The organism is Halodurantibacterium flavum (genome assembly GCF_042681825.1).
GTDB classification, from domain to species: Bacteria; Pseudomonadota; Alphaproteobacteria; order Rhodobacterales; family Rhodobacteraceae; genus Halodurantibacterium; species Halodurantibacterium flavum.
In genome coordinates this window covers 18,148-39,636 of record NZ_JBHUGH010000009.1, presented here as the reverse complement: position 1 = coordinate 39,636, position 21,489 = coordinate 18,148, and the positions used below count along the sequence as shown (strand labels likewise).

At 66.2% G+C, this 21,489-nt stretch carries 18 protein-coding genes; 10 read left to right on the top strand and 8 right to left on the bottom strand.

All coding sequences use genetic code 11. The features are described 5' to 3' along the window. Positions 1 to 2: 2 nt before the first annotated feature. Positions 3 to 3,362, top strand: coding sequence for an efflux RND transporter permease subunit (locus ACFSGJ_RS10820; RefSeq protein ID WP_390261426.1), 3,360 nt, complete (start codon positions 3 to 5; stop codon positions 3,360 to 3,362). Here ACFSGJ_RS10820 and ACFSGJ_RS10815 read toward each other — a convergent pair. Further along, the gene (locus ACFSGJ_RS10815; protein ID WP_390261425.1) at positions 3,335 to 4,132 is read right to left on the bottom strand and encodes a protein-disulfide reductase DsbD domain-containing protein; all 798 of its coding nucleotides are present in this window, start codon (positions 4,130 to 4,132) and stop codon (positions 3,335 to 3,337) included. The genes ACFSGJ_RS10820 and ACFSGJ_RS10815 overlap by 28 nt on opposite strands. A 140-nt stretch (positions 4,133 to 4,272) precedes the next feature. Here ACFSGJ_RS10815 and ACFSGJ_RS10810 point away from each other — a divergent pair, with 140 nt between their 5' ends. Further along, positions 4,273 to 4,827 (top strand): YqgE/AlgH family protein, encoded by a 555-nt coding sequence (locus tag ACFSGJ_RS10810; RefSeq protein WP_390261423.1) that lies wholly within the window; start codon positions 4,273 to 4,275, stop codon positions 4,825 to 4,827. A gap of 33 nt (positions 4,828 to 4,860) precedes the next feature. On the opposite strand, the gene ACFSGJ_RS10805 is transcribed toward ACFSGJ_RS10810, so the two are convergent. Then, complete coding sequence (locus ACFSGJ_RS10805; protein ID WP_390261422.1) at positions 4,861 to 6,132, bottom strand: UbiH/UbiF/VisC/COQ6 family ubiquinone biosynthesis hydroxylase; 1,272 nt, start codon at positions 6,130 to 6,132, stop codon at positions 4,861 to 4,863. A gap of 51 nt (positions 6,133 to 6,183) precedes the next feature. Here ACFSGJ_RS10805 and ACFSGJ_RS10800 point away from each other — a divergent pair, with 51 nt between their 5' ends. The 4 genes from ACFSGJ_RS10800 (at position 6,184) to ACFSGJ_RS10785 (ending at position 12,614) form a co-directional block, all read left to right on the top strand. Further along, positions 6,184 to 7,515 (top strand): amidase, encoded by a 1,332-nt coding sequence (locus ACFSGJ_RS10800; RefSeq protein ID WP_390261420.1) that lies wholly within the window; start codon positions 6,184 to 6,186, stop codon positions 7,513 to 7,515. A 113-nt stretch (positions 7,516 to 7,628) separates the two neighbouring features. Beyond that, positions 7,629 to 8,807 carry an aminotransferase class I/II-fold pyridoxal phosphate-dependent enzyme gene (locus tag ACFSGJ_RS10795; RefSeq protein WP_390261418.1) on the top strand — a complete coding sequence of 393 codons (1,179 nt, stop codon included), beginning with the start codon at positions 7,629 to 7,631 and terminating at the stop codon, positions 8,805 to 8,807. A 13-nt stretch (positions 8,808 to 8,820) separates the two neighbouring features. Beyond that, on the top strand, positions 8,821 to 11,925 hold the full coding sequence (locus ACFSGJ_RS10790) for a DNA translocase FtsK (protein ID WP_390261416.1): 3,105 nt from the start codon (positions 8,821 to 8,823) through the stop codon (positions 11,923 to 11,925). A gap of 95 nt (positions 11,926 to 12,020) precedes the next feature. Beyond that, entirely contained in the window at positions 12,021 to 12,614 is a 594-nt protein-coding gene (locus tag ACFSGJ_RS10785) for a LolA family protein (protein WP_390261414.1), read from the top strand. 40 nt (positions 12,615 to 12,654) lie between these two features. On the opposite strand, the gene ACFSGJ_RS10780 is transcribed toward ACFSGJ_RS10785, so the two are convergent. After that, positions 12,655 to 13,242: a transglycosylase SLT domain-containing protein gene (locus ACFSGJ_RS10780; RefSeq protein ID WP_390261412.1), complete on the bottom strand. Its 588-nt coding sequence runs from the start codon at positions 13,240 to 13,242 to the stop codon at positions 12,655 to 12,657. A gap of 251 nt (positions 13,243 to 13,493) precedes the next feature. Between ACFSGJ_RS10780 and hspQ the strand changes: the two genes are divergently transcribed. Genes hspQ through ACFSGJ_RS10765 form a run of 3 tightly spaced genes read left to right on the top strand, consistent with a single transcriptional unit; the run spans position 13,494 to position 14,974 of the window. Beyond that, positions 13,494 to 13,820, top strand: a complete 327-nt coding sequence (gene hspQ, locus ACFSGJ_RS10775) for a heat shock protein HspQ (RefSeq protein WP_390261411.1) — start codon at positions 13,494 to 13,496, stop codon at positions 13,818 to 13,820. After that, positions 13,820 to 14,275 carry a GAF domain-containing protein gene (locus ACFSGJ_RS10770; protein ID WP_390261410.1) on the top strand — a complete coding sequence of 152 codons (456 nt, stop codon included), beginning with the start codon at positions 13,820 to 13,822 and terminating at the stop codon, positions 14,273 to 14,275. Before hspQ ends, ACFSGJ_RS10770 begins: the two co-directional genes overlap by 1 nt. Positions 14,276 to 14,323: 48 nt before the next feature. After that, positions 14,324 to 14,974, top strand: a complete 651-nt coding sequence (locus ACFSGJ_RS10765; protein ID WP_390261408.1) for a pseudouridine synthase — start codon at positions 14,324 to 14,326, stop codon at positions 14,972 to 14,974. Here the strand turns inward: ACFSGJ_RS10765 and ACFSGJ_RS10760 are convergent. After that, complete coding sequence (locus ACFSGJ_RS10760; protein ID WP_390261406.1) at positions 14,971 to 16,419, bottom strand: aldehyde dehydrogenase family protein; 1,449 nt, start codon at positions 16,417 to 16,419, stop codon at positions 14,971 to 14,973. The genes ACFSGJ_RS10765 and ACFSGJ_RS10760 overlap by 4 nt on opposite strands. A 124-nt stretch (positions 16,420 to 16,543) precedes the next feature. Between ACFSGJ_RS10760 and ACFSGJ_RS10755 the strand changes: the two genes are divergently transcribed. Next, positions 16,544 to 17,197 (top strand): peroxiredoxin, encoded by a 654-nt coding sequence (locus ACFSGJ_RS10755; RefSeq protein ID WP_390261404.1) that lies wholly within the window; start codon positions 16,544 to 16,546, stop codon positions 17,195 to 17,197. Here ACFSGJ_RS10755 and ACFSGJ_RS10750 read toward each other — a convergent pair. From ACFSGJ_RS10750 to rpsO, 4 genes are all read right to left on the bottom strand, one after another. Further along, complete coding sequence (locus ACFSGJ_RS10750) at positions 17,167 to 17,481, bottom strand: DUF6525 family protein (protein ID WP_390261402.1); 315 nt, start codon at positions 17,479 to 17,481, stop codon at positions 17,167 to 17,169. The genes ACFSGJ_RS10755 and ACFSGJ_RS10750 overlap by 31 nt on opposite strands. After that, complete coding sequence (locus tag ACFSGJ_RS10745; RefSeq protein WP_390261401.1) at positions 17,478 to 18,689, bottom strand: GTP-binding protein; 1,212 nt, start codon at positions 18,687 to 18,689, stop codon at positions 17,478 to 17,480. Before ACFSGJ_RS10745 ends, ACFSGJ_RS10750 begins: the two co-directional genes overlap by 4 nt. 118 nt (positions 18,690 to 18,807) lie before the next feature. After that, positions 18,808 to 20,949 carry a polyribonucleotide nucleotidyltransferase gene (gene pnp / locus ACFSGJ_RS10740; RefSeq protein WP_390261400.1) on the bottom strand — a complete coding sequence of 714 codons (2,142 nt, stop codon included), beginning with the start codon at positions 20,947 to 20,949 and terminating at the stop codon, positions 18,808 to 18,810. Positions 20,950 to 21,138: 189 nt separating this feature from the next. Continuing rightward, a complete protein-coding gene (gene rpsO / locus ACFSGJ_RS10735) occupies positions 21,139 to 21,408 on the bottom strand; it encodes a 30S ribosomal protein S15 (protein WP_390261399.1) in 270 nt (89 codons plus the stop codon). Positions 21,409 to 21,489: the final 81 nt, after the last annotated feature.

Sequence of the window (21,489 nt, the reverse complement as noted above, 5' to 3'; positions counted from 1 at the left end):
GGATGTTCGGGCGGGCCGGGGCGCTATTCGCCTATTTCACGCGGCACGGGACGGCGGCGAACCTGCTCCTGGTGCTGATGCTGGCGGCGGGCATCTGGGCGATCCCCAACATGCGGTCGCAGTATTTCCCCGATGTCATCATCCAGAACGTTACGGTGGGCGTCACCTGGGAAGGCGCCGGGGCCGAGGATGTCGACGCGACAATCGTCCAGTTGATGGAGCCCGCGCTTCTGGTGGTCGAGGGGGTCGCCGCCGTCACCAGCCGCGCCAGCGAGGGGCGCGCCAGCATCACGCTGGAATTCGAGCCGAACTGGGACATGACCCGGGCGCTGGAGGATGTGCAGGCCGCGGTCGACGGCGTGACGAACCTGCCCGACGAGGCCGAAACCCCCACCGTCCGCCGGGTGGAATGGCGCGACCGCGTGACGGATGTGGTCGTGACCGGGCCGGTCGGGGTCGATCAGCTTGCGCGGCTGTCGGATGAATTCGTCTCGCGGCTCTATGCGGCGGGGGTGACGCGCACGACGATCCAGGGACTTGCCGCGCCGCAGTTGGTGGTCGAGCTGCCCTCGCGCCTCCTGATCGAGCATGATCTGGGCATGACGGATATCGCCGCGGCCATCGCGGCCGAGGTCCGCAGCACCCCCGCCGGCGAGGTGAGCGGTGCGGGCGCGCGGATCCGTACCGGCACGCCCCGTCGCAGCGCCGAGGATATCGCGGCCATTCCCCTGCGGGCGGAACCCGACGGCACGACCCTGACCATCGGCGATCTGGCGACGATCCGGGCCGAGGGCGTGGATCGCAGCCGTGCCTATTATGTCGGCGACAACCCCGCGATGACGATCCGCGTGGACCGCGCCCCGCAGGGCGACGCCATCGCGATCCAGCGCGACGTGGAACGGGTCGCCGCCGAAATGCGCCTGACGCTGCCCGATGGCGTCGCGCTCGACGTGATCCGCAGCCGCACCGAAGAGATCACGAGCCGGCTGAACCTGCTGGTCGACAACGCGGTGGTGGGGCTGGGGCTCGTCGTGGTGCTGCTGTTCCTCTTTCTCAATGCGCGGGTCGCGCTTTGGGTCGCGGCAGGGATACCGGTGGCGATGCTGGCCGCGATTGCGGCGATGTATGCGCTTGGCCTCTCGATCAACATGATGTCGCTTTTCGCGCTGATCATCACGCTTGGCATCGTGGTGGATGACGCCATCGTGGTGGGCGAACATGCCGATTACCGCGCGCGGGAACTGGGCGAAAGCCCGGCCGAGGCCGCCGAGAACGCCGCGACCCGCATGGCCGCGCCGGTCTTTTCGGCGACGCTGACGACCGTCATCGCCTTCTTCACGCTCGTGGCCATCGGGGGGCGGTTCGGCACGCTGATCGCGGATATCCCGCTGACGGTCATCGCTGTCCTGATGGCCTCGCTGGTCGAATGTTTTCTGGTCCTGCCGAACCACCTGCATCATGCGCTGGCCGGGGCGGCGCGGCGGCGCTGGTATGACTGGCCGTCCCATCACGTCAATCGCGGCTTCGTCTGGGTGCGGGAACGGCTGTTCCGGCCCTTCATGGGGCTGGTGGTGCGCGCGCGCTATCCCGTTCTGGCCGGGGCGATCCTGCTTCTGGCGATGCAGGGGGCGGCCTTTCTGCGCGGGGACCTGCAATGGCGTTTCTTCAACTCGCCCGAGGAAGGCTCGATCGCGGGGAACTTTGCGATGTTGCCCTCGGCCACCCGCACCGACACGATCGAGATGATGCGCGAGATGCAGCGCGCCGCCGATGAAGTCGCCGCCCGCTATGAGGAAACCTATGGCCGCAATCCGCTGGCCTATGTCATGTCCGAAATCGGCGGCAATGCCGGGCGTGGGCTGGTAAGCGCCGAGACCAAGGAAGACTATCAGCTTGGCGCGATTTCGGTCGAGTTGATCGACGTGGATCAGCGTGACTTTTCCGCCTTCCAGTTCGTGGCCGATCTGCAAGAGGCCGTCCGCCCCCATCCGCTGCTGGAAGAGGTGAGCTTTCGCGGCGGGCGCACGGGGCCGGGGGGCGATGCGCTCTCGGTCCAGCTTTATGGCGCGGATGCGGATGTGCTGAAATCGGCGGCCGAGGCGGTCAAGGCGGCGCTGCAGGTCTTCCCCGAGGTGTCGGGTCTTGAGGACAGCCTGTCCTATGACATGGACGAGCTTGTCCTGCGCCTGACACCGCAGGGCGAGGCGCTGGGGTTCACCATCGACGCGCTGGGGCGGACGCTGCGCGCGCGCCTGTCGGGGATCGAGGCCGCGACCTATCCCGATGGCCCGCGCTCCGCCGCGATCCGGGTCGAACTGCCCGAGGCGGAACTGACGGCCGATTTCCTCGACTCGACCCTCGTGCGGACGGCGGCGGGGCAATATGTGCCGCTGGGCGATATCGTGAGCGTGTCGCAGCAAAGCGGGTTCGCCGCGATCCGCCGGGAAAACGGGCTGCGCGTGGTGACCGTCAGCGGCGATCTGGCCGAGGATGACCCCGCGCGTGCCGCCGAGATATCGGCCCGGTTGCGCGACACGATCCTGCCCGATGTCGAAAGCAGCCATGGCGTGTCCTGGCGCATGGCGGGGCTGGCCGAGCAGGAACAGGCCTTCCTGTCGGATGCTGCCTGGGCGCTGCTTTACTGCCTGCTTGGCATCTATGGCGTGCTCGCCTGGATCTTCGGCAGCTGGATGCGGCCATTGGTCGTGATGGCGGTCATTCCCTTCGGGCTGGTCGGGGCGCTTTGGGGCCACGGGGTCTGGGGCATGGCGCTGTCGATGTTCTCGGTCGTGGGGCTGATCGGCCTTTCCGGCATCATCATCAACGACTCGATCGTGCTCGTGACGACCATAGACCAGTATCGGAAAGATCGCGCCGTGGTGCCTGCCATCATCGACGGGGCCTGCGACCGCCTGCGCCCGGTCTTCCTGACGACCCTGACCACGGTTCTGGGCCTTGCCCCGCTGCTTTACGAGCGGTCCAGCCAGGCCGAGTTTCTCAAGCCGACGGTCATCACCCTCGTTTACGGGCTGGGCTTTGGAATGGTTCTGGTGTTGCTGGTCGTGCCAGCCCTGATCGCGGTGCAGGCCGATATCGGGCAAAGCCTGCGGTCGCTGCGCCGGCTGTGGCGTGGGCGTGGCGGGGCCCTGGCTATGACACGCCGGGCGGGGGCCGTGGCGGGATTTGCGCTGGTCGCGCTGCTGCTGGCAACGCTGGGCCGGGCAATGATCGTCGATCAGCCGCTCTGGCCCGCATTCGGGTTCTTCCTGGCAGGCGGGGCGATGGCGCTGGCCGTCCTGGCCTTCGGGCTCTTCGTTCTGGGGCGGCGCCGGGGTCAGCCCGGGCAGCCCTCCAATTCATAACCCCGGCCACCGGACAAAAGGGTGATGCGGATGTCCGAGCGGTTCAGCGCAAAGGGCGCGCCGCTTTCCGCGACCAGATCGGCCTTTGCCGTCAGCGCGCCGCCCGACCGCGCCAGGATCGTCTCGGACACCCAGACGCCGCCATCGGCCACCTCGATCACCGCTGTCTCATCCGGGCCGAGCGAGGGCACCGCCAGCGCGGCGGTCAGGCGCAATCCGTCGCGGATCGGTTCCACATCGCAGCGCGCCGAGGTCAGGCCGGCGGCCGCTGCCGGTCGCGGCTGCTGGTCGAGCGCCCGTGCGATCTCCGGGTCGGGGCCGCCCCGGTCGGGCAAGAGTGCCTCGAACCGCAGGCTCACGGGCATGCAGATCGCCTCGCATATCCCCAGATCGACCTTGGCCCGCAGCAGGACCGGCTTGGTCGGGTCGAGCGGCGTTACCTCCATCGGCAGGACGAGCGCATCGTGATAGCCGACGCTGCGCAGGCCGTTCTGGTCAAAGACATCCGGCACGGGCCAGTGAAACGCCACGGAACCGAGGTTTTCCGAACCCGCCCAGTCGAAATGCGGCGGTATCCCGGCATCCCCCGGCGCGCGCCAATAGGTCTTCCACCCTTCCTGCAGCCGGAGGTCGAGGGCGGCCATATGCGTGCCGGTGGCGGTGCGCCAGCCGGTGCGCATCTGCCCGGACACAAGATCGCCCGGCACTTGCGCAGGCGCTGCAAGCGGGAATGCGACGAGCGCGGCGGACACAAGGATTCTCTTCATCATGGCGCGACAATAGGCATCCCGCCCCTGCTGTGAAGTCACATTCCGGCGAAGCGGCGCGGGGCAGGGGCATGGCGGCCATGCCCACCCTTGTCGGAGAGGGCCCCGCGCCCCATCATTGAAAGGGAAAGGCAGGTGACCGAATGGATCTGAGCGGCAAACTCCTCGTTGCGATGCCCGGCATGGGCGACCCGCGCTTTGAACGGAGCGTCGTGTTCCTCTGCGCCCATTCGGATGACGGCGCGATGGGCCTGATCGTGAACAAACCCGCGCCCGAGGTGAAATTCACCGATCTGCTGGACCAGCTGAACATCGTGCGCGGGCCGGCGGCGGCAGATATACGGGTGCATTTCGGCGGCCCGGCGGAACATGGGCGCGGCTTTGTGCTGCATTCGGCGGATTACAGCGCGAACGGATCGACCCTTCAGGTGGATGACCGGATCGGGATGACCGGAACGCTCGATATTCTGGAGGATATCGCCCGGGGCACGGGGCCGGCGCGGTCGCTTCTGGCGCTTGGCTATGCGGGCTGGGGGCCGGGGCAGCTGGAGGAAGAGATCCTGCAGAACGGCTGGCTGACCTGCGACGCGCCCATTGATCTGGTCTTTTCCGGCAATAACGCGGCGAAATGGCAGGATGCGCTGGGAACGCTGGGCATCGACCCGCTGACGCTGTCCTCGGCGGCGGGTCATGCCTGACGGCGCGCCTTCCTTGGCCCCAGGCATTTTCTTCTAGATGGCGCGACCCGTCATCAGGCGCGGCAGATCGCCGCTCAGGCCCGCGGCCTCGCGGATAAAGCGGCGGCGCAGCGGGGGCAGCGCGTTGATCGCGCCCATCCCCAGATCGCGCCCCAGCCGCAACAGCGGGTTGTCCGACGAAAAGAGCCGGTTGAACCCGTCCGTCGCAAGCGCCATCGTCGCCGTGTCGAACCGCCGCCACTGGCGATAGCGGGCGAGCACGGGTGACGTGCCGATATCCTCGCCCCGCCGCCGCGCCTCGATCACCACTTCGGCAAGCGCTGCCACATCCCGCAGGCCAAGGTTCAGGCCCTGGCCCGCGATCGGGTGCACCCCATGGGCGGCATCGCCCACCAGCGCAAGCCGGTCGGCCACCAGATCGTTCGCAAGCGTGAGGTTGAGCGGATAGAGGAACCGCGCGCCTTCCAGCCGGATATCGCCAAGGAAGTCCCCGAACCGTGGGCGCAGCGCCGCGAGATACCCCGCATCGTCCAGCGCGTTGATCCGCTCGGCCTGCGCGCGCGCCTCGGTCCAGACGATGGAGGACCGGTTGCCGGGCAGGGGCAGGATCGCCAACGGCCCCGAGGGCATGAAGAACTGATGGGCGATGCCATCATGCGGGCGCTCATGCGCGATGGCACAGACGAGCGCCGTCTGGCCGTAGTCATGACCGCTGCGGCTGATGCCCGCCCGGGTCGCGGTGCCGCTCTGGCGCCCGTCGGCGCCGATCAGAAGGCGCGCCTGCAGGCGGCGCCCGTCCGCCAGCGTGACCGAAACGCCGGACGGGCCCGTTTCCTGTGCCACCACCTGTGTACCGGACAGATGGGTCACGCGCGGTTCGTCCCCGATCGCGGTCAGGAGCGCGGGCCGCAGATGGCGGTCTTCCAGCATCTGGCCCAGCGGGCCTTCCTCGATCTCCGCGTGATCGAAGGACAGGAACCAGGGCGCCGCGCCTTCGCCCGCGCGCCCGTCGCTCGCCTTGACCTGAAGGATCGGCTGCGCGCTCTCTGCCACCCCCGGCCAGATGCGCAGCGCCTGAAGCATCCTGACCGACCCGAGCGACAGCGCATAGGCCCGCCCGTCAAAGCCCGCACCCCCGCGCGCCTCGGCCGGCAGCGCATCGAGCACGGTGACGCGCAGCCCCCCCTGGGCAAGGGCCAGCGCAAGCGCGGGGCCGTTCAGGCCGCCGCCAATGATGATGACATCCGTATCGGGCGTATCGGGTTCCATGGCGCGCAATATGGCAGCGCCGTGGGGATTGTCCATGCGCCGCGCTGTCGCTAGCGTCAGCCGGACGAACAAATGGGGCGGGGTAACATGACGGCAGCCTGGCTGAAGATGACGGCATCCGATCTGGGGCGCGGGATCGGCGAGGGGCGCATCGACCCGGCAGACCTTGCCGAGGCGTTTCTGGACGCCGCGGCGACCCATCCCCTTGGCCCCCGCATCTATGCCCGCCTGACCCCCGGCCGCGCCCGGGCCGAGGCGCTGGCCGCGCGGGAACGTGCCCGGGCAGGGCTGCGCCGCGGGCTGCTGGATGGTGTGCCGCTGTCGTGGAAGGACCTGTTCGATACGGCCGGCGTCGCGACCGAGGCCGGCAGCGCCCTGTTGCGCGGCCGGGTGCCCGAACGGGATGCCGATGTCCTTGCAACCGCGACGCTGGGCGGCAGTGTATGCCTGGGCAAGACGCACCTGTCGGAGCTTGCCTTTTCCGGGCTCGGCCTGAACCCGGTCACGGCCACACCCCCTTGCGTCAACGATGCCGATGCCGTTGCAGGCGGCAGTTCGTCCGGGGCTGCGACCTCGGTCGCCTTTGGCCTTGCGGCGGGGTCGGTCGGGTCGGATACGGGCGGATCGGTCCGCATCCCGGCGGCGTGGAACGATCTGGTCGGGCTCAAGACAACCGTGGGTCGCCTGCCGATGCGCGGGACCGTCGCGCTCTGCGAGAGGTTCGACACGATCGGGCCCCTCTGCCGCAGTGTCGAGGATGCGGCGCAGATCCTTGCGCTTCTGGACGGGGGCCAGCCAGCCGATCTGCGCGGGGCGAGCCTTGAGGGCGCGCGGTTCCTTTTGTTGCGCTCGGTCGCGATGGACGATCTGCGTCCCGCCGTGGAAGATGGGTTCACGCGGGCGGTGGACCGGCTTGCCGCCGCCGGGGCGCGCGTCACCGAGGCCGAGATCCCGGCGGTGACCGAGGCGCTTGCGCTGTCGCCGGTGCTCTTTTCCGCCGAGGCCTATGGTCTTTGGCGCGATGTGATCGAGGCGCAGCCGGACCTGATGTTCCCGCGCATCCTCGAACGGTTCAGGGGCGGGGCGGAGTTCAGCGGTGCCGATTATGTTGCGGGATGGAAGACGATGGCCGGCCTGCGCGAGGTCTGGGGCGCCGAGACGGCGGGCTATGATGCGGTCATCCTGCCCACCTCGCCGATCCTGCCGCCCCATGCCGACCGTCTGCTGAGCGATCAGGATTACTATGTGCGCGAAAACCTGCTCGCCCTGCGCAACACGCGGATCGGCAACCTCTTTGGGTTGTCGGCGCTCACGCTGCCGACCGGCGTGCCGTCGGCCGGGGTCATGTTCCTTGCCCCGCCGATGGCCGAGGAACGGCTGCTCCGGCTGGGGGCGGCGGCCGAGCGGGCGTTGACCTAAGGCATTGTCGGCAAACCCTTTGGCCGGTCCCTGTCCTTTTTCTGGACCATTGACGCGAATGTCGGTATCCTGACGCTCAAACGGGGCGGAATGACCCCGGGAACGAGGCAGTCATGGCATTTCCTGAGCGGTTTTCTAACCTGCCAGAATACGCATTTCCGCGCCTGCGCGGTCTTCTGGATCATCACACGCCCGGGGGCACCCCGCTGGCGATGACCATCGGTGAGCCGCAGCACGTCTTTCCCGACTTCGTGGCCGAGGTGCTGTCGGAGAACGTCGCTGGCTTCAACAAATATCCCCCGAACGAGGGCACGCCCGAGCTTCTGGCGGCGATCACCGGCTGGGTGGGGCGACGCTATAGCGTGACGCTGGATGCAGGCCAGGTGATGGTGCTGAACGGAACGCGCGAGGGGCTCTTTAACGCCGCGCTCGCGCTTTGTCCCGAACGCAAGAACGGCGCGGAGCCGGTGGTGCTGGTGCCGAACCCCTTCTATCAGGTTTACGCGGTGGCGGCGCTGGCGGCGGGTGCGCGTCCGCATTATGTCCCGGCGACCGAGGCAACGGGGTTCTTGCCCGACTATACGGCGCTTGACCCGGCAGTTCTCGATCAGGTCGCGATTGCCTATATCTGTTCGCCTGCGAACCCGCAGGGCGCCGTCGCGCCGCGCGCCTGGTGGCGCGACCTGATCGCACTGGCCGAACGGCATGATTTCGTGATCTTCGCCGACGAATGCTATTCCGAGATATACCGCGATGCGCCGCCCCCGGGCGCGCTGGAGGTGGTGCAGGAAACCGGCGCCGATCCAGAACGGGTCTTTGTCTTTCACTCGCTTTCAAAACGGTCGAACCTGCCGGGCCTGCGTTCGGGCTTTGTGGCGGGCGGCGCGGCGGGAATGGCTCGTATCCGGCAACTGCGGTCCTATGCCGGGGCGCCGCTGCCTCTGCCGTTGCAGCGCGTCGCCGAACGCGCCTGGGCCGATGAGGCGCATGTGACGGAGAACCGCGCGCTCTACGCGGTCAAGTTCGATCTGGCCGATGAAATCCTCGGCGGGGTCCAAGGGTATCGCGCCCCCGACGCAGGCTTTTTCCTCTGGCTGCCGGTAGCGGACGGCGAGGCCGCAGCACTGAAGCTCTGGCAGGAAACCGGCGTGCGCGTGCTGCCGGGCGCCTACCTTGCGCGTGAGGTGGACGGGTTCAACCCGGGCCAGGGCTATATCCGCGTGGCGCTGGTCGCGTCCGAGGCCGAGACGGCGCAGGGCCTGCGCCTGATCCGCGACTGCATCTATTCGTGAACAGGGGGAAAGGATGGCATCCTATCAGATGAGACAGCGTGACCCCCTCCTTGACAGCAACACGCAGGCGGCGCTGGAACGGCGCGGCAAGGAACTGCTGGGCCTCGGGCTGATCGGACTGGCGCTGGCGCTTGCTCTGATGCTCGGCTCTTACGTGCCCGACGACCCGAGCTGGATGTCGGCAACGGATGAACCCGCGCGGAACATGCTGGGACGGTTCGGAGCCTCGGTCGCCTCGACGCTTTTCATCATCGCGGGCCATGGAAGCTGGGGCCTGCCGCTGGTCGCCGCGGGCTGGGGGCTGCGTTTCGTGTTGCACCGGTCCGAGGAGCGCGCCATGGGTCGGCTCATCTTCGCGCCGATCGCGATCGCGATGGCCTCGGTCTTTGCCTCGACCCATGTGCCCGGGGCCGGCTGGGCGCATTCCTTCGGCCTTGGCGGGCTGTTCGGGGATACGGTGCTTGGGGCGCTTCTGGGAATAGCGCCGGTCGGGGCGATGTTCGGGCTGAAGGTCCTGTCGCTGCTGATGGGCCTTGGCCTTGTCGCGATGATGCTCTTTGTCCTCGGCTTCGACATGCGCGAACTGCGCGAGACGGGGCGGTTCCTTGTGGTGGGTCTGGTCGTCACCTATGCCAGCCTGCTGACCGCCCTTGGCCGGGGTGCGCAAGGGGCGGCCGATGGCGCCCGCGGTGCGCGGGACCGCTATCAGGCGCGCAAGATTAATCGCAAGGCCGCGCTTTACGGCGATGCGCCGGACGGGGGCGGGGGTCTTTTCGCCCGCCGTTCCGCGCCCGAGGCCGACGACCTGCTGGAGGATTGGGACGAAGAGGGCTATGCCCCGCCGCCGATGCAGGCGCTGCGGGGGGCGGGGGCGGCCATCCGCCGTGCCGAGCCCGCGATGGCCGATCCGGAGCCGGTGGTGCCACGGGGCGGCCTGCGGGCCGAGCCGCGCTATGCCGCACCCGAGAAAGCGGCAGTGAACGCCCCGGTGAAAGAGCGCACGGGCCTTCTGGCGCGGATGCCGTCACTGATGCGGCGCGTCGCCGAACCGGCCGAGCCTGAGGACCTGCCCGAGGATGAACGTATCCGCGCCCGGATCAACGATGTCATCAAGGCGCGGGTGCGGCAGGCGCCGGTGCTGACGCTCGGCCGGAACGAACCGCCGCTTGCGCGGGGCCGGGGTCCCAAACCACTTGTGGCCGACACGCGCGGTCCGGGCGTCATGGCCGCCGGTGCTGCGGTCGCGGGCGCTGCGGGAATGGCTGCGGGGATGACCGGCGGGCTCGCCGGGCCCCGGCTTCGGGGGGGCTCCGGGACCGATCAGGCAGCGCCGCTGGTTGCGCCCGTGGTGCAGCGTGGTCGGGCGGTGCCCGAGGCCGACCTTTATCCCGAGCCGGAGCTTTATTCCGACGTGCCGTTCGGGGATGACGACGATTACGCCGATGCCGATGCGGATACGGATTTCGACCTGCCCGCCGCGCCGCTGCCGGTGGCGGAACCGCAGCCCCGCGCCGTGGTGGAACATCCCCCCCGCAAGGCGCCCGCGCCCTCTCGCCAAGCCCAGGCCGAGGCGCAGCCGCGCCTGCGGCTCGAGGACACGCCGCCGCCCCCCTATGAACCGCCGCCGCTTGCGTTGCTGACCAATCCGGCGGAAATCCAGCGCCATCACCTGCCCGATGAGGCGCTGGCCGAAAATGCGCGGATGCTCGAATCGGTCCTGGACGATTACGGCATCAAGGGCGAGATCGTGAGCGTCCGGCCCGGCCCGGTTGTCACGATGTATGAACTCGAACCTGCGCCGGGCCTCAAGGCGAGCCGTGTCATCGGGCTGGCTGACGATATCGCGCGGTCGATGTCGGCGCTTTCGGCCCGCGTTTCGACCGTGCCGGGGCGCACGGTGATCGGGATCGAACTGCCCAATGCGCAGCGCGAAAAGGTGGTGCTGCGGGAAATTCTTGCCGCGCGCGACTTTGGCGACAGCAACCTGCGCCTGCCGCTCGCGCTCGGCAAGGATATCGGCGGCGAGCCGGTCGTGGCTAACCTCGCCAAGATGCCCCACCTGCTGATCGCCGGGACCACCGGGTCGGGGAAATCGGTCGCCATCAACACGATGATCCTCAGCCTTCTCTACAAGCTCTCGCCCGAGGAATGCCGGCTGATCATGATCGACCCCAAGATGCTGGAACTCAGCGTCTATGACGGCATCCCGCATCTGCTGTCGCCCGTCGTGACCGACCCGAAAAAGGCGGTCGTCGCCCTGAAATGGGTCGTGGGCGAGATGGAGGAACGCTATCGCAAGATGTCCAAGATGGGTGTCCGCAACATCGAGGGCTATAACGGCCGCGTCCGCGAGGCGCTGTCCAAGGGCGAGATGTTCAAGCGCACGATCCAGACCGGCTTTGACGAGGATACGGGCGAGCCGGTCTTCGAGACGGAGGAATTCGCCCCCGTCGCGCTGCCCTATATCGTCGTCATCGTCGATGAGATGGCCGACCTGATGATGGTCGCCGGCAAGGAGATCGAGGCCTGCATCCAGCGTCTGGCACAGATGGCGCGCGCATCGGGCATCCACCTGATCATGGCGACGCAGCGCCCGTCGGTCGATGTCATCACCGGCACGATCAAGGCGAACTTCCCCACCCGGATCTCGTTCCAGGTGACGTCCAAGATCGACAGCCGCACCATCCTGGGCGAGATGGGCGCCGAGCAGCTGCTGGGCATGGGTGACATGCTCTACATGGCGGGCGGCGCCAAGATCACCCGGATTCACGGCCCCTTTGTCAGCGACGAAGAGGTCGAAGAGGTCGTGACCCATCTGAAAAGCTTCGGCCCGCCGGAATACATGTCGGGGGTGGTCGATGGTGTGGATGACGAAAAGGCCGAGGATATCGACGCGGTGCTTGGCCTTGGCGGCAACACGGACGGCGAGGATGCGCTTTACGATCAGGCGGTGGCCATCGTCATCAAGGACCGCAAATGCTCCACCTCCTACATCCAGCGCAAGCTGGGCATCGGCTATAACAAGGCCGCCCGCCTGGTTGAGCAGATGGAGGAACAGGGGCTCGTCTCGGCGTCGAACCATGTCGGCAAACGTGAAATACTTGTGCCGGAACAGTGATCTGAGCGCTGCGTTATGTGACGGGAAGGGGGCTGGATCGCGGCCCCCTTTTTCATAGATTTGGATGAATGAACGCAGACCAGAGGGCCTTGCCGATGCGAATGATCCTAGCGGCCGTGATGGGTGCCATGATGGCACTTCCGGCCTACGCGAACCCGATTTCCCTTGAGGAGATTTCCCGCTACTTCAACAGCTTCACCACCGCGCAGGGGGAATTTACCCAGATCAACGGTGACGGCAGCATCTCGACCGGGACGATCTATATCGCGCGTCCCGGGCGAATCCGCTTCGAATACGCGCCGCCCGATTCCAGTCTGGTGATGGCAGGTGGCAGCCAGGTGGCGATTTTTGACCCCAAGTCGAACCAGCCGCCGGAACAGTATCCGCTGTCGCGTACACCGCTGAACCTGATCCTTGCGCAGAATGTCGATCTGACCCGGGCGCGGATGGTCGTCGCCCATGTGAGCGACGGCGAAACCACCACGGTCGTGGCCCAGGACCCCGACCGGCCGCAGCACGGGTCGATCGAGATGGTCTTTACCGCCAATCCGACGGAACTGCGTCAGTGGATCATCCGCGATGACGCGGGTGGCGCAACCACGGTCGTCCTGAACGACCTTGCCACGAACATGCAGCTGTCGTCGTTCCTCTTCAACATTCACTATGAGGAAGAACAGCGCCGCCGCTGATCTAGGGGGGCCTCGGCCCCCCGTTCAACTTGATCCTCGTTCACGCCCGGCGGCAGGCGACCAGCTGTTGCTGATATCTGTCGGCCCGGGCTGCGACGTTGTTCGAGACGGTCAACAGCCAGGGCTTGGAATTGTAGCTGCCGCGCGAATAGCCGCCATGTCCTTCGTGATAGGCAAGATACTGGTTGCGCGCGTCGGTCAGGGGGATGCCGTTCCGCTGGCGCGTCTTGTTCATGTACCAGCCCATGAAATCGGTCGCATCGCGGATGTCCTCGCGGCGGGCGCGGCGGTTCCCGGTCTCACGCTGATATTCCTCCCACGTGCCGTCGAGCGCCTGCGCGTAGCCATAGGCCGAGCTTTGGCGCCCCATCGGGATCACCCCCAGCGCCCAGCGGACCGGGGTGCGCGCGTCGCCGACAAAGCGGGATTCCTGATGGATCGTCGCCATCTGCACATGGACCGGGACGCCCCACTTGCGTTCGCTGGCCCGCATCGCCGCAAGGTAGCGGGGGCGTTCCTGAACGATGCTGCACGCGTTTTCAAGATCCCGGGGCGCGGAATAGTTGCCACCCCCACCACAGGATGCCAACAGCAGAACGATTACGCCTGCGCGAAGAAACTTGCCCATCTGCACTGCCCGTCGTTTGTTGTTTTGCGAAATCATAGATCAAAACGCGTCCGAGGAAAACGCGCTTTTCCGGGAAACTCCTTCAGTTCTGCGCGAGTTTCGGGGGCAGGGGCTGCGATCAGCGGCAGGAGCCATTATATGGGCGGGGCCGTTGAATGGGGCGGGGGCCGCTAAATGGGGCGGGGGCCGCTAAATGGGACAAGTGGACAAGGTCCGGGAATTCCGCTAGTGACGGGCCGAAGGATGAACGAATGCTGAGAACGCGCGCGAAATTCAGTCTGGGGCAGGTTGTCCGCCACCGCAAACACCCGTTTCGCGGCGTTGTTTTCGACGTGGACGCGATCTTCTCCAACACCGAGGAATGGTACGACTCGCTGCCCGAGGACAGCCGCCCCGACAAGGACCAGCCCTTCTATCATCTCCTCGCCGAGAATGATCAGAGCTATTACGTCGCCTATGTCTCGGAACAGAACCTCGTGCCCGACGACACCGGAGAGCCCGTGGACCACCCGGAGGTGGAGACCATCTTCGGCGATTTCGAGGATGGGCGCTACCCATTGCAGGTCAGCCTGAACTGATGCTTGACTATACCGATCTTGCCGCCCGCATCCGGTCGCTGTGCGAAGGGGAAACCGATACGGTCGCCCTGATGGCCACGGTCGCCTGCGAGGTGCATCATGCGGATGCGCGGTTCGACTGGACCGGGTTCTACCGTGTCGTGGCGCCCGAACTTCTCAAGATCGGTCCTTATCAGGGCGGGCATGGCTGCCTTGTGATCCCGTTCTCGCGCGGGGTCTGCGGGGCGGCGGCACGCACCGGCAAGGTGCAGCTTGTCCCCGATGTCGATGCCTTTCCGGGTCACATCGCCTGCGCCTCCTCGACCCGCTCGGAACTCGTCCTGCCGGTCTGGAACGGGGCGGGGCGTCTGCTCGGCGTGTTCGACATCGACAGCGACCAGCCCGACGCCTTTACCGAGACGGATGCGACGGCGCTGTCTGCCATCCTGGCCGAGGTCTTTGCCCAAGCCGACTAGGGTCAGCCCGCGCTGGCCGTCGGTGTCGCAATCGGCTATGCCGCGCGCATGAACGAATTTGCCTATAATCCGCCGTCCGATCCGCCGTGCATCCTCTTCCACGATCACGCGATTCTGGTTGTGGAAAAGCCTGCGGGGCTGCTGTCGGTTCCGGGCCGGGGCGAGGACCGGGCCGACTGCCTGATCGAGCGCCTGCGTCTGGCGTTCCCCGAGGTGCTTCTGGTGCATCGGCTGGACCTGGATACCTCAGGCGTGATGGTCTTTGCCCTGACGCCGGCCGCGCAGCGCAATCTGGGCCAGCAATTCGAGGCGCGGACGGTCAAGAAGGTTTACATGGCGCGCCTCTGGGGTGAGCTTGCGCCAAAGACCGGGCGGGTGGACCTGCCCCTGATCGTGGACTGGCCCAACCGTCCCCGGCAGCACGTCAACCATGAAACGGGGCGCCCCGCGCAGACGGACTGGCGTGTCGTGCGGTTTGAGGGCGGCACGACGCGGGTGCGGCTGATGCCCCTGACCGGCCGCAGCCATCAGTTGCGGGTCCATATGATGGAACTTGGCCACCCGATCCTGGGCGACACGCTTTATGCCCAAGGGGCGGCGCGCGACTTTCCGCGCCTGATGCTTCATGCCGAAAGCCTGCGGTTTCGCCACCCCGACGGCGGCAAGGGGCAGAGCTTTTCCGCCCCCGCCCCCTTTTAGCCGGCCTGATCGTTCGCCCAGCCCGAGACGGCCTTGACCTCCAGAAAGTCCTCGATGCCCCAGACACCGCCTTCGCGGCCGTTGCCCGACAGCTTCATCCCGCCAAAGGGGCTGCCGGCTCCACGCGACTGACCGTTCATCTCGATCATGCCGGCGCGCAGCTTGTGGGCCAGCCGGTTGCGGCGGGCGCCGTCCTGGCTCTGGACATAGTTCGTCAGGCCATAGACCGTGTCGTTGGCGATGCGCACAGCCTCTTCCTCGGTCTCGAAGGGGATGATGGACAGGACCGGGCCAAAGATCTCTTCGCGCGCGATGGTCATGTCGTTCGACACGTCGGCAAATACCGTGGGGCGCACGAAATAGCCGCGGTTCAGCCCTTCGGGCCGCCCGAGACCGCCTGCGACAAGACGCGCGCCTTCGTTCATGCCCTTCTGGATCAGGTCTTGGATCTTGTCGAACTGCCCCTGCGAGACCACGGGCCCGAGATGCTTGCCCGCCTCATGCGCCGAGGCGACGCGCGTCTTTTCGGCGACCTCGCGCGCGGTCGCCACGGCATCCTCATAGACGTCGCGCTGCACCAGCATCCGCGTAGGGGCGTTGCAGCTTTGCCCCGAATTGTTGAAGCAATGGGCGGCCCCCCGGCGGACGGCATCGGCATCTGCATCGGCAAAAACGAGGTTCGCGCCCTTGCCGCCCAGCTCCAGATGAACCCGTTTCAGCGTATCGGCCGCTGCCTTGGAAATCGCGATACCCGCCCGGGTCGAACCGGTAAAGCTGACCATATCCACATCCGGATGGGTCGAAAGCTGTGTCCCCACACCAGCGCCGTCCCCGTTCACGAGGTTGAAGACCCCTTTGGGAACGCCCGCCTCATGCAGGATCTCCGCATAGACGATCGAGGAGAGCGGCGCGATCTCGGAGGGTTTCAGAACCATCGTGCAGCCGGCCAGCAGGGCGGGAATGGTCTTAAGCGTGACCTGGTTCATCGGCCAGTTCCAGGGCGTGATCATCGCGCAGACGCCCACGGCTTCCTTGATGATCCGGTCCTCGGGTGCGTGGGGGCCTAAGGGGGCCACGAACTCGATCTTGTCGAAGGCGGTGATGAAGTTCGTGATGTGCCAGCTTCCCGCAGTCACCTGACTGGCGCGGGCCATGTCGATCGGCGCGCCCATTTCAAGGCTGATGGCCTGCGCCATATCCTCGGCCCGGGCTTCATAGACCTCAAGGATACGCTTGACGAGCGCGAGGCGTTCGGCCGGCGGCGTTTCCATCCATGCGGGCAGCGCGCGCCGGGCGGCGGCCACTGCGGCATCGGTATCGGCCTGATCCCCGAGGGAGATCACGGCACAGGCTTCTTCGGTCGAGGGGTCAATCACCTCCAGGTCGCGGGCCCGCTCCGGGGCAACCCATGCGCCGTCGATGTAGAATTCACGTTTCGCGATCATGCCGTCCTCCGCTGGATTCGTGCCACGATGGCATCGCCTTTGAGGATAGGCAACGGGGAGGGGTGAACATATGCTGCGAGTTTCCTATGTGATGAACGAACGCCCGCTTTCAGAAGGAGGGATCATGACCCTGCGTCTCAACGACACCGCCCCGGACTTTACCGCCGACAGTACCGAGGGGCGGATCAGCTTTCACGACTGGATCGGCGACAGCTATGCCATCCTGTTCAGCCACCCCAAGGATTTCACGCCGGTCTGCACGACCGAGTTCGGCGCCGTCGCCCGCCTGACCGACGAATTCGCACGCCGCGGCGTCAAGGTGGCGGGCGTATCGGTCGACCCGCTGGAAAAGCACATGCAGTGGAAGGCCGATGTGGAAAAGGTCGCGGGCACGCCGGTGACCTTCCCCATCTTTGCCGATGAGGATCTGACCATCGCCAAGGCCTATGGCATGATGCCGGCCGATGCCTCGCTGCCTGGCGACCGGACGCCCCAGCATACGGCGACGGTGCGTTCCACCTTCATCATCGGGCCGGACAAGAAGATCCGGCTGGCGCTGATCTACCCGATGTCTGTGGGCCGGAACTTTGACGAGATCCTGCGCGCGGTGGATGCGATCCGCCTGACCGATGGTGCGCCCTTTGCGACCCCGGCCGACTGGAAGCAGGGGGAAAAGGTCATCGTCGCGCTGTCGGTCAATGACGAGGACGCCAAGGCCCGGTTCGGCGAGTTGGAGATCGTGCTGCCCTATCTGCGCAAGGCCAACGTCCCCGGATGATCGGCTTGCTGGCCACCTGTGGGGGCCGGATAGCCCGGTCCCCAGATCGTCGCGGCATCGCGGGCGATCATGCGCGCCTCGGCTGCATCGAGGAGCGTCCGCGCGGCCTGGGCGTCCCCGCCCGCCTCGCGCAGGGCGCGTGTCCAGATTCGCAGGACCGAACGCGCGCTCCACGGCAGGGCGGCCGAATGGACCCAGGCGCGCAGTTCGGGCGGCAGCGCATCGTGCCCGCGCATCCCGTCCGAACGTTTCCGGGGCAGCGCGGTCTTGGTGTTCCGCCTCATGCCGCCCTCTGTTTGCCCCACTGGGGAAACGGATCGGGAAGGTCGGCCCAGTCGGCGGGCTGAAACGTTCCGGTTTCGACCAGCGCCGCATCCAGCGCGGCAGTGATCGCGTCCCGGTCCATACCTGCGCCGATAAAGACCAGCTCTTGCCGCCGGTCCCCCCAGGGTTCGGCCCAGTGGCGCCGCATCTCGGCCTGCGCATCGGGGTGCGAAGGCCAGCGCTCTTGCGGGACCGAGGCCCACCAGCCCCCCAGCGGCTGGACGCTGGAAATCGCGCCCGCCAGGCTGAACTCGGCAACCCAGTTCGGGCGGGTCGCGATCCAGAAATGTCCCTTGGCGCGGATGACGCCGGGAAGGGGCCCGTTGAGTACCTGATGGACACGCGCCGGGTCGAACGGGCGCCGCGCGCGGTAGACGAACGAAGAGATCCCGTATTCCTCGGACTCGGGCACATGATCCGCAAAGCCGTAAAGCTCCTTGGCCCAAAGCGGGTGTTCATGCGCGCGGTCGAAATCGAAAAGCCCCGTGTCAAAGATCGCCGCTGCATCGACCTGCGACCGGTCCGTCTCGATCAGGCGCGCGTCGGGGTTCAGCGCGCGGATGATCTTTCGTGCGGCGTCCCGCCGTTCGGGCCCCGCATCACCGATCTTGTTGAGGATGACGACATCGGCGAACTCGATCTGCTCGGTCAGAAGGTTGACGAGCGTGCGTTCATCCGCCTCGCCAAGGCTTTCGCCGCGATCCGACAGGAAGTCATGGCTGGAAAAATCGACCAGAAGGTTCACCGCATCGACGACCGTCACCATCGTGTCGAGCCGCGCGACATCGGAAAGGCTGTCGCCGTTCTCGTTGCGAAAGGCAAAGGTGGCGGCGACCGGCAGGGGTTCGGCGATACCGGTCGACTCGATCAGCAGGTAGTCGAACCGCCCCTCGGATGCGAGTCGCCGCACCTCTGACAAGAGATCATCGCGCAGCGTGCAGCAGATGCAGCCATTGGTCATCTCGACCAGCTTTTCCTCGGATCGCGACAGTTCCGCCCCGCCCCGGACCAGATCCGCGTCGATATTCACCTCGGACATGTCGTTGACGATGACGGCGACGCGGCGCCCCGCGCGGTTGTTCAGCACGTGGTTCAGAAGGGTGGTTTTTCCTGCGCCCAAAAATCCGGAAAGCACCGTGACGGGCAGGCGATGGTCTGGCTGGCTCATGTCTCGATTCCGTTATGTTATAGTATTACATTAACGGAGCGGGAAGACGGCGACAACCCCCGCAAAGCAAAGCGCCCCGGCCGGAACCGGGGCGCTCTTGTCATTCAGGCCGAAAGGCTCAGGCCTCTGCGTCGGTCTTGGCCTCGGTGATTTCCTCACCGGTTTCCTGATCGACCATCTTCATGCCAAGGCGCACCTTGCCGCGGTCGTCGAAGCCGAGCAGCTTGACCTTGACCTCCTGGCCTTCCTTCAGGATCTCGTTCGGATGCTGAAGGCGCTTGTTGGCGATCTGGGATACGTGAACCAGACCGTCGCGCTTGCCGAAGAAGTTCACGAAGGCGCCGAAATCGACCAGCTTCACGACGCGGCCGGTGTAGATCTTGCCCTCTTCCGGCTCGGCCACGATCGACCAGATCATGTCATAGGCCTTCTTGATGGCATCGCCGTTGGAAGAGGCGATCTTGATCACGCCGTCGTCGTTGATGTCGACCTTGGCGCCCGAGGTTTCCACGATCTCGCGGATCACCTTGCCGCCCGAGCCGATCACTTCACGGATCTTGTCGGTCGGGATCTGCAGCGTCTCGATCCGCGGAGCATGGGCCGAGAATTCGGTCCGGCCAGCGGTGAGCGCCTTGGCCATCTCGCCCAGGATGTGCATCCGGCCGTCCTTGGCCTGTGCCAGCGCCTGTTCCATGATCTCGGGCGTGATGCCCGCGACCTTGATGTCCATCTGGAGGCTGGTGATGCCGTTCTCGGTGCCCGCGACCTTGAAGTCCATGTCGCCGAGGTGATCCTCATCGCCCAGGATGTCGGTCAGCACGGCCCATTTGCCGTCATCCTCAAGGATCAGGCCCATGGCAACACCTGCCACCGGCGCCTTGAGCGGGACGCCCGCATCCATCATCGACAGCGAACCGCCGCAGACAGAGGCCATCGAGGACGAACCGTTCGATTCCGTGATCTCGGACACGACGCGGATCGTGTAGGGGAAATCGGTCTGCGCCGGAAGAACCGCCTGCAGTGCCCGCCAGGCAAGTTTGCCGTGGCCGATTTCGCGACGACCGGGGCTGCCGACACGCCCCACCTCACCCACCGAATAGGGGGGGAAGTTGTAGTGCAGCAGGAAGTTCGACCGCGAATTCCCGTGCAGCGCGTCGATGATCTGCTCATCCTCGCCGGTGCCGAGCGTGGTGACGACCAGCGCCTGCGTTTCCCCGCGGGTAAAGAGCGCCGAGCCATGCGTGCGCGGCAGGATACCCACCTCGGACACGATCGGGCGGACGGTCTTGTTGTCGCGGCCGTCGATCCGGGCGCCACCATTGATGATGTCGCCGCGCAGGATCGCCGACTCGAGCTTTTTGAACGCCGAGCCGAGGTTTTCGTTCGCCAGTTCCTCTTCGCTCAGCGTGGCCTTGACGGCGTCACGCGCGGCGGCGACGGCGTTCACCCGCTCCTGCTTGTCCTTGATCGCGAAGGCGGCGCGCATCTGGTCTTCGCCGGCGGCCTTCACCTTGGCGTAGAGATCCGAGTAATCGGCCGGCTGGAAGTCGAAAGGTTCCTTCGCGGCGACCTCGGCCAGGTCGATGATCAGGTCGATCACCGGTTGCATGGCGTCATGGCCGAACTTGACCGCGCCCAGCATCTCGGCCTCGGTCAGTTCATAGGCCTCGGATTCCACCATCATCACGGCGTTCTTGGTGCCGGCGATGACCAGATCCAGACGCTGCTCGGGGTTTTCGCGCAGCTTCTGCATGTCGTCGATCTGCGGGTTCAGCACGTAGTCGCCGTTGGCAAAGCCCACGCGCGCGGCGCCGACGGGGCCCATGAAGGGCACGCCGGAAATCGTCAGCGCGGCCGATGCGGCGATCATGGCGACGATGTCGGGCTCATTCACCAGATCGTGGCTCAGCACCGTGCACATCACGAGCACTTCGTTCTTGAACCCGTCCACGAAGAGCGGGCGGATCGGGCGGTCGATCAGCCGCGAGGTGAGCGTTTCCTTCTCGCTCGGCCGGGCTTCACGCTTGAAGAAGCCGCCGGGCACCTTGCCCGCGGCATAGTATTTTTCCTGGTAATGCACGGTCAGCGGAAAGAAATCCTGCCCCGGCTTGGCGCTTTTGGCGAAAGTCACGTTGGCCATGACGCTCGTCTCGCCCAGCGTGGCGATGACGGTGCCGTCGGCCTGACGGGCCACCTTGCCCGTTTCCAGGGTCAGCGTCTCGCCGCCCCATTCGATCGACTTTTTCGTAACGTTGAACATCTCGTTTCCTATCATGGTCGGGGGACCCTCCGCCCGACCCGGTTTCATACGGGCGCGCTTCGCCCGTGGCCCCGCTTGATCTGTCTGCCTGTCCCACGGGGCCCGGTGAGGAGGCGGTCATCCGGCCCGCAAGGGGCCCGATCCGAATAGAAAGAACCCCCGGGCCATCGCCCGGGGGCACCTTGTTCCTTAGCGGCGCAGGCCGAGGCGGGCGATCAGATCCTGATAGCGGCCCTGATCCTTGGCCTTGAGGTAGTCGAGCAGCTTGCGGCGCTGTGCCACCAGCTTGAGAAGCCCACGGCGGGAATGGTTGTCCTTCTTGTGGGTCTTGAAATGCTCGGTCAGGGTCGCGATGCGCGACGACAGGATGGCGACCTGAACTTCGGGCGAACCGGTGTCGCCTTCCTTGGTCGCGTATTCTTTCATGACGCGGGCTTTTTCTTCGACTGTGATCGACATCGGGGTCTCCTTTTTGATGAAGGGTGAATGGCGCAAGCCGGGATGTCGTCCAGCAGGGCCCGTGGAGATATCCGCAGTGAA

Bases quoted from the DNA above. Each gene is read 5' to 3' on its own strand.
- ACFSGJ_RS10820 (WP_390261426.1), top strand. From the start codon at position 3: ATGTTCGGGCGGGCCGGGGCGCTATTCGCCTATTTCACGCGGCACGGG.
- ACFSGJ_RS10815 (WP_390261425.1), bottom strand. From the start codon at position 4,132: ATGATGAAGAGAATCCTTGTGTCCGCCGCGCTCGTCGCATTCCCGCTT.
- ACFSGJ_RS10810 (WP_390261423.1), top strand. From the start codon at position 4,273: ATGGATCTGAGCGGCAAACTCCTCGTTGCGATGCCCGGCATGGGCGAC.
- ACFSGJ_RS10805 (WP_390261422.1), bottom strand. From the start codon at position 6,132: ATGGACAATCCCCACGGCGCTGCCATATTGCGCGCCATGGAACCCGAT.
- ACFSGJ_RS10800 (WP_390261420.1), top strand. From the start codon at position 6,184: ATGACGGCAGCCTGGCTGAAGATGACGGCATCCGATCTGGGGCGCGGG.
- ACFSGJ_RS10795 (WP_390261418.1), top strand. From the start codon at position 7,629: ATGGCATTTCCTGAGCGGTTTTCTAACCTGCCAGAATACGCATTTCCG.
- ACFSGJ_RS10790 (WP_390261416.1), top strand. From the start codon at position 8,821: ATGGCATCCTATCAGATGAGACAGCGTGACCCCCTCCTTGACAGCAAC.
- ACFSGJ_RS10785 (WP_390261414.1), top strand. From the start codon at position 12,021: ATGCGAATGATCCTAGCGGCCGTGATGGGTGCCATGATGGCACTTCCG.
- ACFSGJ_RS10780 (WP_390261412.1), bottom strand. From the start codon at position 13,242: ATGGGCAAGTTTCTTCGCGCAGGCGTAATCGTTCTGCTGTTGGCATCC.
- hspQ (WP_390261411.1), top strand. From the start codon at position 13,494: ATGCTGAGAACGCGCGCGAAATTCAGTCTGGGGCAGGTTGTCCGCCAC.
- ACFSGJ_RS10770 (WP_390261410.1), top strand. From the start codon at position 13,820: ATGCTTGACTATACCGATCTTGCCGCCCGCATCCGGTCGCTGTGCGAA.
- ACFSGJ_RS10765 (WP_390261408.1), top strand. From the start codon at position 14,324: ATGAACGAATTTGCCTATAATCCGCCGTCCGATCCGCCGTGCATCCTC.
- ACFSGJ_RS10760 (WP_390261406.1), bottom strand. From the start codon at position 16,419: ATGATCGCGAAACGTGAATTCTACATCGACGGCGCATGGGTTGCCCCG.
- ACFSGJ_RS10755 (WP_390261404.1), top strand. From the start codon at position 16,544: ATGACCCTGCGTCTCAACGACACCGCCCCGGACTTTACCGCCGACAGT.
- ACFSGJ_RS10750 (WP_390261402.1), bottom strand. From the start codon at position 17,481: ATGAGGCGGAACACCAAGACCGCGCTGCCCCGGAAACGTTCGGACGGG.
- ACFSGJ_RS10745 (WP_390261401.1), bottom strand. From the start codon at position 18,689: ATGAGCCAGCCAGACCATCGCCTGCCCGTCACGGTGCTTTCCGGATTT.
- pnp (WP_390261400.1), bottom strand. From the start codon at position 20,949: ATGTTCAACGTTACGAAAAAGTCGATCGAATGGGGCGGCGAGACGCTG.
- rpsO (WP_390261399.1), bottom strand. From the start codon at position 21,408: ATGTCGATCACAGTCGAAGAAAAAGCCCGCGTCATGAAAGAATACGCG.